The sequence below is a fragment of the Bradyrhizobium embrapense genome (assembly GCF_001189235.2).
Lineage (GTDB): Bacteria > Pseudomonadota > Alphaproteobacteria > Rhizobiales > Xanthobacteraceae > Bradyrhizobium > Bradyrhizobium embrapense.
In genome coordinates, this window is record NZ_LFIP02000003.1 from 804,955 (window position 1) to 820,538 (window position 15,584).

The window sequence follows — 15,584 nt, forward strand, 5'->3', positions numbered from 1 at the left end:
TGCATCTAGCTGAGGCACCAAATTGAATATCACCGAGCCGAGCTTTGACGAGACCGAGATCGCCATCCTGCGCGAATGTCTCAATTCGAAATGGGTGACGCAGGGGCCATTGACCGAGCGGTTTGAGAAGTTGCTCGCTGAGAAGCACGAGGTAAAGCATGCCCTGGCGTGCACGTCGTGCACCGCGGCGCTTCATCTGGCGACTCTGGCGCTGAAGCTTGGAGCCGGGGACGAAGTGATTGTTCCCGCCTTTACGTGGGTCACAAGCGCGCACTCGGCTGAATACGTCGGGGCGAAGCCGGTCTTCGTCGATATCGATCTGTCGACCTACAATATCGATCCCGAGAAATTGAAGGCGGCTATCACGCCGCGCACGAAGGCGATCGTTGCGGTCCACCTGTTCGGTCTCGCCGCCCCGATGGATGAGATCAGGGCCATCGCGGAACCGCGCGGCATCGCCATCATCGAGGACGCCGCCTGTGCGATCGGAACGACATACAAAGGCAGGCCAGTCGGCGCGATCGGCGATATCGGCTGCTTTTCCTTTCACCCGCGCAAGGCCGTTACGACGGGAGAAGGAGGGGCGGTAACGACCAATCGCGATGATCTTGCTGCACGCGTGCGGTCGCAACGTAATCATGGCGCGACCGGAGCTCCAGATCCTTCGATCGAGCCCCATGGTCCATGGACGATGGCGACGTTTGACAATTTGGGCTTCAATTTGCGCTTGTCCGACATCCAGGCAGCCGTCGGTGTGGCGCAAATGGGCAAGCTCGACCGGCTGCTGGCGGAACGCAGGCGTCTCGGGCACCGCTATTCCGAGTTGCTCGGTGGAATCAATTCGATCGTGCGACCGCTCGGCGGGGACATCGACGGGCATGCATTTCAATCCTACGTTATTCGTGTCGGTGACGGAGATCGCGCGCGCCGCAACGCAGTGATGGCAACGCTCGCTGCCGCAGGAGTTCAAACCCGACCGGGCACGCATGCGGTGCACCGGCTAGGTTACTACAGGAACAAATATGGCCTGCGGCCCGAACAGTTTCCGAATGCGGCGCTTGCGGAGGACACGACGATCACGTTGCCCATTTTTCCGAACATGACGGAGGAAGATCAGCGTCTCGTGGTTGATTGCATCAGTCGCGTTTGCGCCTGAGGCAAGTGCGGAGCTGCATCGGTGTTTTCGAAGTTGCGTCGGTCTGCTTGCTGCCTGTATGAGGGTACGCATTTCCCCAGTCTCTCCCGGCTCGCCCGCAAGAATCACAAATTCGGGGTGGCTATCTCTGCGCTTGCGCCAGCACGATCCAGAGGGCGCGTGGATCAGGCGATCGTCGAAAACGTAAACCGGGTTGCTGATGAGAAAGACTACACGCTTCTCACCACGCTGCTGGATGCGTTGCGGCCATTTCTGAATCCCGATCAGTCTCCCGACGCGCGCGATTTTTGGGACGCGCTCACGGCTGATTGTCGCGTGCTGGCCGAGCAGCGCTTGCTGAAAGGTGAGATGAATTCTCTTTGGGGGGTCACGCCGATCGTTAACCTGCGGGAGTGCGTTGCTGCAGACCGCGCTTTAGGTTCAAACGCCCACTCGCTCGTATTCACCACGTACCATATTTCCTCGAATTTTGATTTCGTGTGCTCGGAAGTTCAGGCGCGCCTCGTAGCCGAACGTGGCGAAGACTGGTTTCTGTTTCGATGGCTCATGCTGATTTGGGCCCTCGTCAACTTTGATATTTTTCATCTCTACAATGATCGCGGCATCATCGAACCGGCCGGCGGCTATGGAAGTCGCCGCTTTGGAATTGCGGTGCGCGAGATGGAGATCTATCGCCGAGCAGGGAAGCGGCTCTACACCTACGCATACGGAGCCGACCATAGAACGCGCGAGAAAACCCTGGCTCTTGGAAAATGGAACTTCTGCTCCGAATGTCCTGATCCGGGTGTCTATTGTGTCTGCGACGATGCCGGCGGCGCTGCCATGCTCAAGGTCATCAGAGAATACTCGACAGCCGTGGTGGCGCACGGGCTGGCCATGAAGCTCATTCCTGGCGCGCGAAATGTGCCGTATCTGACGGTCGATGTGAGTAAGTTCTCTCCCCGGCGATCCTGGTCGCAAAGCGATGGAAAGCTGGTTGTGGGTCACTTTCCGAACCACGGCTATTTCAAGGGGACGAAGTATCTCGAAGGCGCAATCCAGGCCCTGCAGACTGACGGTCATGCCGTCGAGCTGCTGCTGCTGAGCGGAAAGCCGCACCATGAAATACTGGAGGCGATGCAGAAGATCGACATTCTTGTCGACCAACTCATCAGCGGATCCTTCGGCTTGACTGCCGTTGAAGCAATGGCATCGGGCTGTCCTGTCGTCTGCTATCTGCACGATGGGGTGGCGGTCGCCGATCGCGAAAGCTGCCCGGTCATTGAAGCAAATCCGGATACGATCAAGGACGTCCTGCATCAGCTGATTTCGGACCGGACGCGACTTTCCAAAGCCGGAGCCGCGGGCCCTGAATATGTCCGGAAGAACTACTCGGTCGAGGCGCTTGGCACGCATTTGGCGGATCTGTATTTGGAGACCGCAGACCTGCCAAAGGCGCTGAATGCAAGACTCGCCGAACGCGCGAAGTCGCTGAACTCGTGATGCCGTCAAAGCGATCCCTGCGGGAAAACTGGAACGGGGCTTGCAGGCTCGTTGCTCGTGCGCGGAGCGCCTAAACCAGTGTCGATCCCGTACGTCGAAGCCGGCCTCGATAGCCAGGTGAAGCAAAGCGACTCAACGCAGGCGATTGAGGCGGAAAACGCACGCGCGTTGCGCTTGATCGACGACTTCCAGCAAAAAATGGGCCGGCCGCTTCGCGTTCTTCACATCGGCAACATCGCCAACAACGCCTACAACAACGCCAGCATTCAGCGGAAGCTCGGCATCCACGCCGACGTGCTGTGCTACAACTACTACCACATCATGGGGTGCCCGGAGTGGGAGGATGGCGCGCTGCAGGAGGGGTCCTCGGCGCTTGGGCAGGATCATTTCAGGCCGGATTGGTGGGCGACAAGCCTGAAGGGATGGAAGCGGCCCGGTTGGTTTGTTCAGGGCCCATCCGCGCTTTGCATCGAATACCTTCGCGCCAGGAACGCGGGTTGGCGATCCACGGCATATTTGAAATGGTTGGAACTGGAATTGACCGCTCTTCAGGACGCTCGTTCCGGCGACAACAAAGGCTTCCTCGCCAAATATGTTCCTCGGCATCTGAGATTCCTGCTCTGGCTCGGCGGACCGGGGCGGTCATGGTATCGGAACAGGCAACCTCTCAGTCTGTACAGAATTTGGCTTGGAACGTTGGTCGCAAACGGCGTGCTCGGACGTGAATCCAGCACGGGTCAATTCAAGACCAACTGGCTCGACAGACTCTCGGCTGCTGCGTGGTTGAAGATTGCGCGACGGGGTCCGCAAGCTGATACGGAGGCGCGCTCCGCCCTCAGTGCGTTACGGGAGGATGTCCGCTGGCTGCGCACCGGCGGAATTCGGGAGAGGTCGTCGTCGCTTGCCCGCTCGCTGACCCTCAGCTTCCTGGCGCTGCTGGAGCGCGTCATGCGCAAGTTCATTCCGGTCTCGGAAACCGGCTGCGTTGCGCGATCGATGTCGGATTCCGTCACCCGAGCAAAGGAAATCGAGACGCTGCTGGACGAGATCCGGAGCGACCCTGCCGAGCTCGACGGTCAGTCACTCAGCTATCGTGAGGAATATGTAACGAAACATCCAAGACCCTTCGAAGACATCCTTCTGTACTATGACGTCATCCAGGGATATGCGATCGACGGCCTGATACCGATGATGAATGGCGTCAAGAATTTCTGCTGCTATGAGCATGGAACGCTGCGCGAGATTCCGTTCGAGAACAATCTGACCGGGTTGATCTGTCGGATCTCGTTTCAGCGCGCGCCCGCAGTGTTCGTCACAAATTCGGACGTCTTGCCTTCGGTCGAGCGATTGGGACTGAAGCAGGACAGGGTATTCTATCTCCCGCACGCGTTTGATAATCACAAGCTGTGCGCATTCCGCGACGCGCAACGGGAATTAAGTCCCCCGGCAGGCGGGCCTGTCATTTTCTTCAGTCCCTCTCGTCACCACTGGAAGCGGGGAAATTCATCCTGGCTGAAGGGCAACGACGTGATCATCCGCGCCGCGGCCGAAGTCGCGCGCGAAACGAGAAGCTTCAAGCTCGTATTCGTCGAATGGGGTCAAGAGGTCGCAGACAGTAAGGATTTGATCCGGGAACTCGGCCTGTCCGAACTGGTTGAATGGATCCCGACCATGTCCAAACGGGAGCTCTGGCAGCGCTACTGCGTCTCGCATGCGGTGGTTGACCAGTTCATTGTCCCAGCTCTCGGCGGTGTCGGGTTCGAGACAATGGCGTTGGGCGTCCGGTTGATTTCAGCCATCGACCAGCAACAGACGGCCACGTTTTTCGGTCGGGAGCCGCCGTTGCTCGCGGCCGGTAACGTCGCGGAATGCGCTGCGCGAATGCGGGAGGTCATCCAGGACCCTCTCGATGCCCAAGGTCGAGGCCAGGCTGCCTCTCAATGGATGTCGACCTACCATTCCGCGGAAAGAATAGTTGCTCTCCAGTGCAAGGCGTATAGCAATTTGCTGGTGGGTCAGTGGTGATGCCGCTTTCCGCAGCACCGATGCAGATTTCCTAGAGTTGCCATAGAATGATGCTTAAGCAGATCTCATCCTTCATCAAGCAGTATCCTCCCGCTTTTCGCGCCTTGCGGCCGGCATTCTATTTCCTTTATGGCCGGTGGAATGCGCTGGTCTCAGAGCTTGTGGTCCGTCGCGCGCAGTTCGCGCAGGCTCGAATCCCGAAGATGTCGGCTGCGGGTGATGCCACGTCGCGCAATAGGCAGATTGGCAGATCTGCCTCTGGTCGCGAAGTGGTGATGCTTGTCGTCTCCGATCTGCGCGTGGACCCAAGGGTTGAACGAGAAGCCCGTGCCCTCGGCGCCGCCGGATATGACGTGACGGTGATCTGTCCCGAGCCCACGAAGGGGGCAGGAGCAACCTTCAATCTCGATTGGGGACCACGCGTTCATATTCAGCATGCCGATTGGACGGCTGCGACGTTCATGAGCGAGCAGCCGGGCTACTTTGCGGAACAGCTTTACCTGGAGGCGGTGAAGCGGAAGCCGTTTGCGTTCCATGCACATGATCTCTCCACCGCCTACGCCGCGATGGCGGCGGCAAAGTACCGAGGCGCGCACCTTGTGGTCGACTTCCACGAGTGGTTTTCGGAGAACGTTCATTGGGATACGAAGCAGTCCGCCTGGGCGCCGTATCCGTCCGAGTGGAAGCGGGCGCTTCAGGAGTTGGAAGTTCGTTGTCTGAACGAGGCGTCCGCCACGATCACCGTATGTGACTCGATTGCGGATGCGATGGAGGCCGAACTCGGCGGTAGCCGTCCCGTCGTGGTCCGCAATATTCCCGATATCGCGGTCACGCCGTCACGCGAGTATCCGCCGCTGAAACAGCAACTGGGGCTGCCGGAATCGACATTCGTTCTGCTGTGGCAGGGAGGAACCGGCCCGACGCGCCTGATCGAGCCGATTATTGAAGCCCTTGCCTATGCACCTGATTGTGTTTTCGTCATTCGGGGTCCGTCTCTGGATCTGTTTGGCCCCAATTATCTGGAATTGGCGCAGCGCAGCGGCGTGGAGGGCAGAGTCGTGCTTGCTCCGCCGGTGCCATCGAAGGACGTCGTTGCGGCCGCCCGCGGGGCGGATGCCGGGATCTGGACGTTGCCGGCCTTGTGCCGCAACTTCACCTTTGCACTCCCCAACAAGATTTTTGAGTACCTCGCCGCCGATCTTCCCGTCCTCGTTGCGCACTACGCCGAGGCGAAGCGTCTTGTCGTCGAGAACGAGGTCGGGTTGACATTCGATCCCTACAATCCGCGTTCCATCGCGGAATCGATCAACCGCATGGTCCAGGATAAGGAGCTCCGCGCGGCCTTCACCGACAATACGCGGAAGACTCTCGCAAGGCTGGATGCAAAGTCGGAGTGGCAGAAGGTCGTCTCGCTCTACGACAGCTTTTCTCCAAGAAAGCCGCCGCAACGCGGACCCGCGCAATGAGAGATCGACTGAGATCGCTCGCGCGGCTCGTGCTGCCGTGGAGCGTTCGAAGGTGGATGCTCACGACCTGGTCGATTGCCAGATCGCCGGGTGGGTGGACAATCGTCCGCCGCAAGCTGCAGGCGCTGCCGCGGAGGCTTCTCAGCCTGCTCGCTACGGCACTTTCGATCGTCATTCTAAAGCTCGCGATTGGCATCGCTCCAGCACTTGGAGCCCTGCGCCTGCGGCGCGGAGAGCCCAGGAGCTTGTGGGGCGTAACGCCGATCCTGACCCTGCAGCTCAAGGCCAGGGCGGATCGGGAGCTTGGCTTTCGATCGACCTCTCTTGTCTACGTGACCTACGTCATCACGTCTCGCTTCGATCTGAATCTGCAACGGCCTTACGTTCTGGCGCTGCGGTTCGGCCTGGGGCTCGCGTTCCAGCGTTTGGTGCTCGCATGGGCCCTGGTTCGGTACGATGTGTTTCACTTCTTCGCCGACCGCGGGTTGCTCGATTCGACCGAGCGTTTGCAGATCAATTCCGAGGAGCTTGCCGCTCTGCGGCGGGCCGGCAAGCGGGTCTATGTTTATGCCTACGGTGCCGATGTTCGTACCAGGCTTGCGACCCTGGCCCTCGGCAAATGGAATTTCTGCGTCGACTGCGCGGAGCCACCCAAATATTGCACCTGTCACGACGCGGAGGCTCAACGCTATGTCTCCGAATTGACCAGGTCCGTCACCGCTCTCGTCTCGCTCGGCGACATGCTGACCTACATGCCCACGGCAAAACATATCAACTATTGGCCGTTGGATCTGGATCGGTTCAATGCAGTTCGCCCGGATACCCCGCCTTCCGGTCCCCTCCGCATTGCTCACGCGCCAAATCACACGCACTTCAAGGGCTCGAAGTACCTGGAGCGGACGATACACAGGCTGAAGGGGCAGGGATACGACATCGAATATTGCAAGATACAAGGCGTTTCCAACAGCGAGGTTCTCGCGCTGTTCGCCCAATCCGACATCGTGGCCGATCAGTTCATCGGCGGGGCTTACGGCTACACCGCGCTCGAGGCGATGGCGCTCGGCAAGCCGGTCCTGAGCTTCGTGAGAAGTCCGGATCTGGTTGAAGCGCCGGAGGAATGCCCGATCATCAACGCAACCCCGGATGAACTTGAGCAGGCGTTGCTGTGGATCATCCGCAATCGGGATAGCCTTCGTAAGATCGGCGAGCAGGGCCGGCGCTATGTCGAGCGTTGGCACGGCATATCGGCAATCGCGGCCCGGCTTGGACAGCTATATCGGGACACTGCAGACTTTCCGCCTCATGTCGTCGATCGCATTCGGAACCAGCAGGAGCAAGAGGAAGCCCGACGCAACGCTATTCCTCTCGTTGGGAACTGGCAGCATCCTTTTCAGATTGCGATGCAGCCTGCTCCGGAAAGTCTCAGTGCGATCGCCGGAACGGCTCCATGATGACCGGACCGCAAGGGCATCTCCGGTGACGTCGGTCGACACCTCAGGCGTGATCGCGCGCTCGCCGCAGCCACAGGGCCTGGATTGGCACCGGCGTTTCCGGGAACAGCATGGGCGCGCGCTGCGCGTGCTGCACCTCGGCAACATCGCGAACAACGCGTTCAACAATGCCAGGATCCAGCGCCAGCACGGCATCGACGCTTATGTCATCGCCTACGAGAACTACCACATCATGGCCTCCCCGGAATGGGAGGAGGCGACGTTCGAGGGAGATCTCGGAGATCCATTCTTTCCGGAGTGGACCAGGGTTGATCTTGGAGGCTACCAGCGACCGAGTTGGTTTGCCTCCGGACCGCTGAATTTGTGTTGCGCCATGATTGGTGCTGAGGTTGGCGGGCAGCCGGACCAGGCCGACGAATTTCGACGCTCGCTGGATCGAGCCCGGCAGTCCGTGTGTTCGCAGAAGGCGTCTGCCCGCCTGATCCGCCTTGGCCAGAAAATAAAGCGGAGGATTCGTCGATCCCCCGCAATGGCGCGCGACATCTTCATGCGGCGCGTTCTGGCACGGGACGATCCGGAGCAGAAGCGGCTTGTTGATATCTGGCGGCAAGGGAGCGCGCCGGGTTCTCCGCCAAGCGCCGCGGACTTCGGCAGCTATCGGGCCCGACTCGCGCCGCTCTTGAGCCTGCTGGATCGGTTTGACGTCATCCAGGCCTACGCAACCGATGGAGCCTGGCCGCTGCTCGCCCGGCGCTCCTATTTTGGATATGAGCATGGAACGTTGCGGGCAATTCCGTTCCAGGACGACGGCCTCGGGCGGCTCACCGCCACCGTGTTCCTCGGAGCCGACCACGTCTTCGTCACCAACATCGATTGTGTGCCTGCCGCTCGGCGGCTTGGGGTGCCGCCGGATCGGATCACTCCGCTTCCGCATGCGTTCGACGATACCAAGCTCGTCGAATTCGGGGCCAGGCATAACGCGGTAATGCCGCCCGACGACCAGGTCGTTGTCTTTCATCCGACCCGGCACGACTGGCGGGACTCGGACCCAAGCCTGGTGAAGGGCAATGACCGGCTGATCCGGGCCTTTGCGAGCGTTGCCCAGCAAGCGCCGGCGCTGCGGCTTGCGATGATCGCCTGGGGACGCGACCTTGACGCCTCGCGGGAACTCATTCGGAGCCTGGGTCTCGACGACAAGGTGCAGTGGCTCGCGCCGATGCGCAAACCGGAATTGTGGAGGACATATCTCCGCAGCCACGCCGTGCTGGATCAGTTCGTTCTGCCATCTTTCGGTGGAATTACTTTTGAAGCGCTGGCGCTTGGCAGGCGCGTCATCACGAACGTGGATTCGGGAATGGCAAAGGAATTCTTTTCCGAAGCGCCTCCCATTCTGTCGGCATCGACCGAGAGTGAGATCGCCGAGGCGCTTCGCAGGATCGTGGCGGATCAGGACGACCGACATGGCATCGGTGCCGCTGGAGCAGCCTGGATCGGGCAGTATCACTCCGCGGGGAGAATCGTCGAGTTGCAGTTGGCGGCGTATCGACGGCAGATCGAATCTGTTCGCGACTGATTCATCACAGTGATGCATGACAACGACGCGCACGGATCGTCACATTCGCTCAGCAAGATGAAAATCCTTCACGGCCCCTTCAATATCGGCAATCAGCCCTGGTCACTCTCGCGTGCCGAGCGCAGGCGCGGAAACAAGAGCGACCTGGTCGTTCGAAGCGGGACCTGGTTTCGATACCCGGCCGACAAGGTTCTGTATGACGATACGGCAACCGACTTTCAGAAAGTGGCCCGAAGCGCGTGGTTCGGGTTGTCGGCGCTGCTGCGCTACGACGTGCTGCACTACTATTTTGGAACGACGTTCCTGTATCCAGGCTATGCGTTCGCGGGTGTAGGCCGGATGGGGCCGCTGCTCAATCGGCTCGTGACGATCGATCTCCAGCTTGCCAGGGGATTGGGCAAGAAGAGGTTCATGACCCTGCAGGGATGCGACGCGCGGCTGGCGGGCGAGGGCAACCGGCGAAACAAGTGGACCATGTGCGCGAGCGGGCGCTGCGGCGCCTATGAAGCCTGCGTCTATTCGCTGGATGCGCGCCGGTCCCGCCTGATCGATCGCGTGCTTCCGCTGTTTGACCGTGTCTTCTACCTCAATCCGGAATTGGGGCACGTCGTTCCGGGAGGGCAGTTCCTGCCCTACGCCAATGTGGAGATCGGTCATTTCTCGCCCGAGTATCCCCGCGCAGAAGGCAAGCCGAGAATTGTCCACGCGCCGAGCGATCCGAGTATCAAGGGCACTCAGATGATCCTCGATGCGCTGGAGCGCCTGAAGTCCCGGTTCGACTTCGAACTGATCCTGGTTGAAAAGAAAACGCATGAGGAGGCGATGGCCATCTACAGGTCCGCCGATCTTGCCATTGACCAGGTGCTTGCGGGTTGGTACGGCGGCTTTGCCGTCGAGATGATGGCGATGGGAAAGCCGGTGGTGTGCTATGTCAGGGAAAACGACCTGCAGTTCATCCCGCCGGCCATGCGGGATGATCTTGCGATCCTGAACGTCGATCCCGAGCGGCTCACGGAAGATCTTGCGGCCATTCTCGAGCGTCGCGCCGAGTGGACTGAGCTTGGGAAGCGGGCTCGCCGCTATGTCGAGCGATGGCATGATCCTGATCATATTGCCGGGGCGATGATCGCTGCCTACCGCAGCCCTGACAGCAAGTTCGTGCTGGCGCCCGCCGGCGCCGAGGTCGAGTAGAGTCAATGTGTGGCATTGCTGGCATTCTGCATTTTGGCGCCTGTCCGGACGCGAACGCCCGGATCCGGAATATGGCGGCCAGTATCGAGCACCGCGGTCCTGATGACAGTGGATTCCATGTGACGGCAGACGTCGCATTGGGCTTCCGCAGGCTTGCGATTGTCGACCTGGCCACGGGCAACCAGCCCATGAGCAACGAGGACGCAACCGTATGGGTGGTCTTCAATGGCGAGATCTACAATCACCGCGAGCTGAGGAAGGAGCTCGAGGCCGCCGGGCATGTTTTTGCGACGGACCATTCGGACACCGAGGTTCTGGTCCACGGCTGGGAGCAGTGGAAGGACAGGCTGTTCAACAGGCTGAACGGCATGTTCGCCTGCGCCATCTGGGACGAAAGCCAGCGTGAGCTGATAATCGCCCGCGACCGATACGGGATCAAACCGGTCTACGTCGCGGAGTTGCCCGGCAAGGGTCTCGTGTTCGGCTCGGAGGTGCGCGCGCTGTATGCCAGCGGATTGCTGAACAAGCAATTCGATGCGTCAGCGACGCTGGAGTACTTCACGCTGATGAACAATTGGGGAGGGCGCACGCCGTTCCGGGGCGTCCGCCTCCTCAAGCCTGGTACGTTCGAGCGCATGACGGCGAGCGGGAGCTCGAGCGGCACCTATTGGGCTGCCTCCTACAATCGCAAATACGCACCTGGTCTGGCGCGGGCTTCGGGCGAATTCGGCGAAATATTGCAGGGGGCGCTGCGCAGGCAGTTGGCCGCGGATGTGCCCGTCATGGCCTACCTGTCGGGCGGCATCGACAGTTCGGCGATCACGGCGGGTGCGCATCAGATCGATCCGGTCGTCCGCGCCTATTCGTGCATCTTCGATCTCGAGAATGTCGGTGTCGACAAATTCGTCGACGAGCGCGAGTTTTCTCGGGCGGTTGCAAAGCAGCTCAACATCGAGCGTGTCGAGCTCATGGTGCCGCAGGATGCCCTGGCCCGTCATCTCGATGCGACGGTCGGAGCGATCGAATATCCCCGCATGGGAATGGCCTATGTCAACTATCTGATCGCGCAACGCGTCGCCCAGGACGCCAAGGTCGTGCTGTCGGGTACGGGCGGCGACGAAGTCACCGGAGGCTATGTCGGCAGATACGCCATCGTGCCGCGGGCGGCTCCGGCCTCCCTGATGCAGCGTGTCATGCAGCGTTTTCGTGCCGCGGCGGGAGGTCAGGCCGCCTCACCGGATCCCTTTGCGCTCTACCGGGCAAGCCTTAACGTCCCGGTGTCGGCCGAGAAGATCGGCGATGCCTTTACGCCGGAATTTCTGCGAGCGGCAGGCGGTTTTGATCCGATCGCCGCGATCGGGGACGCGATCGAGGCGGTGCCGTCGCGGGACCGCTGGGACGCCGTCATGCACGTCGATCTGACCACCTATCTTCCAGGTCTTCTATCTCTGGAAGACAAGCTGTCGATGGCGCATTCCCTCGAGACCAGGGTACCGCTTCTGGATAACGAACTGGTCGACTATCTCCTCGGCGTGGATTGGGGCCTGCTGTCCGACGGCAGCACGGGCAAGATCCTGTTTCGCGAAGCCGTCCGGCCGCTGGTCCCCGACACGATCTACCGGAAGCCGAAGATGGGGTTTGGTCCTCCGGACGCCTCTTGGTACAGAGGGATTCTGCGCGCATGGATCGAGGAGCAACTCCCGGAATCCCGCATCAGGCAGCGAGGTGTATTCCAGCACGACTTTGTACGCCGGATTCTGGACGAGCATTTCGAGCAAAAGGCAAACCATGTCGCGCTGATCTGGTGCTTGCTCAGCTTTGAGTCCTGGTGCAAGCAGCATGGTGCCTATGGCGGCGCCCTCCATTAGTTGCAGTTGTAGGAGCTAGTTTTATGCGAACCGTTGCGTCTTCACGTCTCCGTCCGAACGGAATGGAGCTTCGGCTTGAGGCTTTCACGCAACAGGATGGCCAGGTCATCGAAGGCGTCCTTCGGACGCCCGATGCATCGCTGTGGTATCCGATTCTGCACGGGGTTCCCTGCTTCCTGAGCGGCCCGATGCAGCCCGACCTGACCGATTTCTGCTCGCGATACGGTTTGCCGAAGCCGACGACCGCGCAGAGCCGGCCGGAAGCCTTCGAGCAGGCCAAGACAAATCAGACCTTCTCGGACAAGTGGCGCCGCTTCAAGCAGTATGGGCTGGAACCCGAGCACAAGGAATTCCTGTTCGGCTGGTACTGCAAGAAGTTCGGGCTGCCCGATCTGGATGCCTTGAAGGCGTTCTACCGGTCCAAGCAGCACGTGCTCGAGGTCGGTCCGGGGTCGGGCTTCAACACGAGGTTCATCGCCGAGAACTGTCCGGGCGAGGTGTTCGCGCTCGACGTGTCTGATGCGGCGTTGACGACGTTCGAGAACACCCGCCATCTCGAGAACTGCTCGGTCGTCCAGGCCGATTTGATGGAAGCGCCGTTCCCCGACGACACGTTCGACTTCATCATCGCGGACGGGGTGCTGCATCACACGCCCAACACCAGGGCGGCGGTGGAGGCCCTGTACCGCAAAGTCAGGCCCGGCGGCCAGTTCTTCTTCTATGTCTACCGGAAGATGGGCGCCGTGCGCGTTTTCGCCGACGACCACGTTCGCCAGAATTTCATGCCGCTCTCCGCGGAGGAATGCTATGCGGCATGCGAGGGGATCACGGAGCTCGGCCGGGAGCTGTCGCGGCTGAACGCCACGATCACGCTTGAGAAGCCGATTCCGGTGCTCGGGATTCCCGCAGGCACGCACAACGTCCAGCGATTGCTGTACTATAACTTCCTGAAATGCTTCTGGAACGAGGCGTTCGACTATGAAACAAACAACATGGTCAACTTCGATTGGTATCATCCGCACAACGCCTGGCAGCACAGCGACGACGAGGTTGCGGGCTGGATGAAGGAACTCGGAGTCAAGGACTACGCCTTCAACGACTCCAATCCGAACGGGATTTCAGTCTTGCTGACGAAGCCAACGGTCTGACACGGGCATGCGGATATTATTGACGGGCTGTAGCGGTTTCGTCGGCTCTGCTCTCGGCCCTCGGCTGGCGGCCGAGGGGCACGAGCTGTTCTGCGTCTGCCGGCCGCGCACGTCGGTCGCCTTCGGCACGAAGGTGGTTTGGGATGGAGCGGCGTCGATCGAGGACTCCGGTTTTCCCAAGACGATCGATGCCGTTGTTCATGCCGCTCAGTCGCGTCGCTATCGCGATTTCCCTGCGGACTCGTGCGAGATGTTTGACGTCAACGTCGGCATGACAATGCGGTTGCTGGATTGGGCGGCGCGGGCGGCGGCCAGGCACTTTTGCCTGCTTTCGTCGGGCGCGGTCTACGAGCCGTTCGCGGGAACGCTGAGAGAGGATGCCGGCCTTGCGCCTCCCGGTTTCCTCGGCGCGAGCAAGTTTGCTTCTGAAGTCATTGCGAAGCCGTTCTCCGGCGTCTTCTCCTTGAACATTCTGAGGTTGTTCTTTCCGTATGGTCCGGGCCAGCGCGATCGACTCATTCCGCAGCTGATACGCAGGATCCAGGACGGAGCGGCGATCCAGCTCTCCGGCGGCACGGAGGGGATCCGCCTCGCGCCAACCTTCATCGACGACATCGTCGATGTCATCCTTGCGAGTATTGCGTCGTCATGGACGGATACGCTCAACGTGGCGGCCTCCGAGATGCTCTCGATCCGGCAGATCTCGAACACGATAGGTCAGCAGCTCGGCGTCGAGCCGAAGTTCGAAATCGTGAACCCGAACACTCCTTCTGTTGACATCGTCCCTGATCTGAGCCGGCTTGCATCTCGCTTGGACGTGCGGCGCTTCGTGCAGTTCAAGGAAGGGATTGAAAAGACGATCTCCGCGAGCCCTGTCAACACAGCGGATCATCGTCTGGCTCAGTCCCAACACCGCTAGTAGAATCCATGACGCTGAAGATCCTGACCATCGTTGGTGCCCGACCGCAGTTCATCAAAGCCGCGGCCGTCAGCCGTGCGATCCGGGAGACCGACGGGCTCACGGAAGTGATGGTGCATACCGGGCAGCATTTCGACCCGAACATGTCCGATGTCTTCTTCGAGGAGCTCGACATTCCGAGGCCGCGACATCATCTCGATATCAATGGCGGCGGCCATGGCGATATGACGGGACGTATGCTGATGGCGATCGAGCCGATCCTGCTCGAGGAAAAGCCCGACTGGGTCGTCGTCTACGGCGACACCAATTCGACGCTGGCCGGTGCTCTCGCGGCGTCGAAGCTGCATATTCCGGTCGCGCATGTCGAGGCGGGCCTTCGATCGTTCAATCGCCGCATGCCGGAGGAGATCAACCGGGTCGTGACGGACCATCTCTCCGCGCTGCAACTCTGTCCGACGACGGCCGCCGTCACCAATCTGGCCGCTGAAGGCGTGACGGCAGGTGTCCATCACGTCGGGGACGTGATGTATGATGCGACCCTGTTCGTGACCGACAAGGCCGAGAAGAGCTCGGCGATTTTGAGCAATCTCGGGCTGGCCCCAAAGGCGTATGCGCTCGCGACGATCCATCGCGCCGAGAACACCGGTGATCGGCAGCAGCTTCTCGCGGTCGTGCAGTTCCTGCAGGATCAGTCGCGCAAATTTCCCGTTGTCCTGCCGCTGCACCCACGCACCCGGCAGGCTGCGCTGGCGATGGGGGTCGATCTGGACGGCCTGAAGGTCATCGATCCAGTGGGTTACCTCGATATGGCGAAGCTTCTGCACAGCGCCCTTGAAGTCTATACGGACTCGGGAGGGGTGCAGAAGGAGGCCTATTTCCATCGCGTGCCGTGCATCACGTTGCGTGACGAGACCGAGTGGACCGAGACCATCACGCACGGCTGGAACCGGCTCTGGAGGCAGTCGTCGCAGGCCGCTCGGCGCGATATCGACGAGTATGGCACTGGCCGCGCTGCCTACCATGTCGCGCGGCTGCTGAGCTCGGGCGGTCCGCGCTAGCCTCGCCGTCGGGAATTCCGTCCGGAACTGCCGCCAGCTGTGGACGCAAAGGCGCGGTCTCCGGCGCGCCCCGACGGACGCGGCGGCAGGGTGCCGCGATGGCAAGTGAAGGTCCCGTTTGCTTCGTGCCGCGACGCTTGAGGCGGCCTCCCGCATGGCTTCCAGGGTTGTGGCTTTGCCGCTATGGCGCTATCAGAGGCCCCAGTTAGATGGTTTTCAGGCCGATTATCCGTAACAACCCCGTACG

Annotated in this window: 11 protein-coding genes; all 11 read left to right on the forward strand. The window is 60.7% G+C overall.

Translation table 11 applies throughout. The features are described 5' to 3' along the window. Nucleotides 1–22: 22 nt before the first annotated feature. The 11 genes from AKN83_RS17830 (at nt 23) to wecB (ending at nt 15,337) form a co-directional block, all read left to right on the forward strand. Nucleotides 23–1,156 (forward strand): DegT/DnrJ/EryC1/StrS family aminotransferase, encoded by a 1,134-nt coding sequence (locus AKN83_RS17830; protein WP_050403601.1) that lies wholly within the window; start codon nt 23–25, stop codon nt 1,154–1,156. Between the two features lie 159 nt (nt 1,157–1,315). After that, entirely contained in the window at nt 1,316–2,638 is a 1,323-nt protein-coding gene (locus AKN83_RS17835) for a glycosyltransferase (RefSeq protein ID WP_050403600.1), read from the forward strand. Nucleotides 2,639–2,716: 78 nt separating this feature from the next. After that, complete coding sequence (locus tag AKN83_RS17840; protein ID WP_050403599.1) at nt 2,717–4,663, forward strand: glycosyltransferase; 1,947 nt, start codon at nt 2,717–2,719, stop codon at nt 4,661–4,663. Between the two features lie 47 nt (nt 4,664–4,710). After that, a complete protein-coding gene (locus AKN83_RS17845) occupies nt 4,711–6,129 on the forward strand; it encodes a glycosyltransferase family 4 protein (protein ID WP_050403598.1) in 1,419 nt (472 codons plus the stop codon). A 56-nt stretch (nt 6,130–6,185) separates the two neighbouring features. After that, nucleotides 6,186–7,580, forward strand: coding sequence for a glycosyltransferase (locus AKN83_RS40585; RefSeq protein ID WP_172803569.1), 1,395 nt, complete (start codon nt 6,186–6,188; stop codon nt 7,578–7,580). Between the two features lie 25 nt (nt 7,581–7,605). Beyond that, a complete protein-coding gene (locus tag AKN83_RS17855) occupies nt 7,606–9,153 on the forward strand; it encodes a glycosyltransferase family 4 protein (protein WP_050403596.1) in 1,548 nt (515 codons plus the stop codon). Between the two features lie 12 nt (nt 9,154–9,165). Beyond that, entirely contained in the window at nt 9,166–10,344 is a 1,179-nt protein-coding gene (locus tag AKN83_RS17860) for a glycosyltransferase (protein WP_050403595.1), read from the forward strand. Nucleotides 10,345–10,349: 5 nt separating this feature from the next. Next, a complete protein-coding gene (gene asnB, locus AKN83_RS17865) occupies nt 10,350–12,212 on the forward strand; it encodes an asparagine synthase (glutamine-hydrolyzing) (RefSeq protein ID WP_083992110.1) in 1,863 nt (620 codons plus the stop codon). 62 nt (nt 12,213–12,274) lie between these two features. Further along, on the forward strand, nt 12,275–13,360 hold the full coding sequence (locus AKN83_RS17870) for a class I SAM-dependent methyltransferase (protein ID WP_050403593.1): 1,086 nt from the start codon (nt 12,275–12,277) through the stop codon (nt 13,358–13,360). A gap of 7 nt (nt 13,361–13,367) precedes the next feature. Continuing rightward, on the forward strand, nt 13,368–14,279 hold the full coding sequence (locus tag AKN83_RS17875) for an NAD-dependent epimerase/dehydratase family protein (protein ID WP_050403592.1): 912 nt from the start codon (nt 13,368–13,370) through the stop codon (nt 14,277–14,279). 8 nt (nt 14,280–14,287) lie between these two features. Next, nucleotides 14,288–15,337, forward strand: a complete 1,050-nt coding sequence (gene wecB, locus AKN83_RS17880; RefSeq protein ID WP_172803571.1) for a non-hydrolyzing UDP-N-acetylglucosamine 2-epimerase — start codon at nt 14,288–14,290, stop codon at nt 15,335–15,337. Nucleotides 15,338–15,584: the final 247 nt, after the last annotated feature.

Coding starts and splice junctions, on each gene's coding strand:
- AKN83_RS40585 (WP_172803569.1), top strand. CDS start 6,186: ATGCTCACGACCTGGTCGATTGCCAGATCGCCGGGTGGGTGGACAATC.
- AKN83_RS17860 (WP_050403595.1), top strand. CDS start 9,166: ATGCATGACAACGACGCGCACGGATCGTCACATTCGCTCAGCAAGATG.
- wecB (WP_172803571.1), top strand. CDS start 14,288: ATGACGCTGAAGATCCTGACCATCGTTGGTGCCCGACCGCAGTTCATC.
- AKN83_RS17870 (WP_050403593.1), top strand. CDS start 12,275: ATGGAGCTTCGGCTTGAGGCTTTCACGCAACAGGATGGCCAGGTCATC.
- AKN83_RS17845 (WP_050403598.1), top strand. CDS start 4,711: ATGATGCTTAAGCAGATCTCATCCTTCATCAAGCAGTATCCTCCCGCT.
- AKN83_RS17875 (WP_050403592.1), top strand. CDS start 13,368: ATGCGGATATTATTGACGGGCTGTAGCGGTTTCGTCGGCTCTGCTCTC.
- asnB (WP_083992110.1), top strand. CDS start 10,350: ATGTGTGGCATTGCTGGCATTCTGCATTTTGGCGCCTGTCCGGACGCG.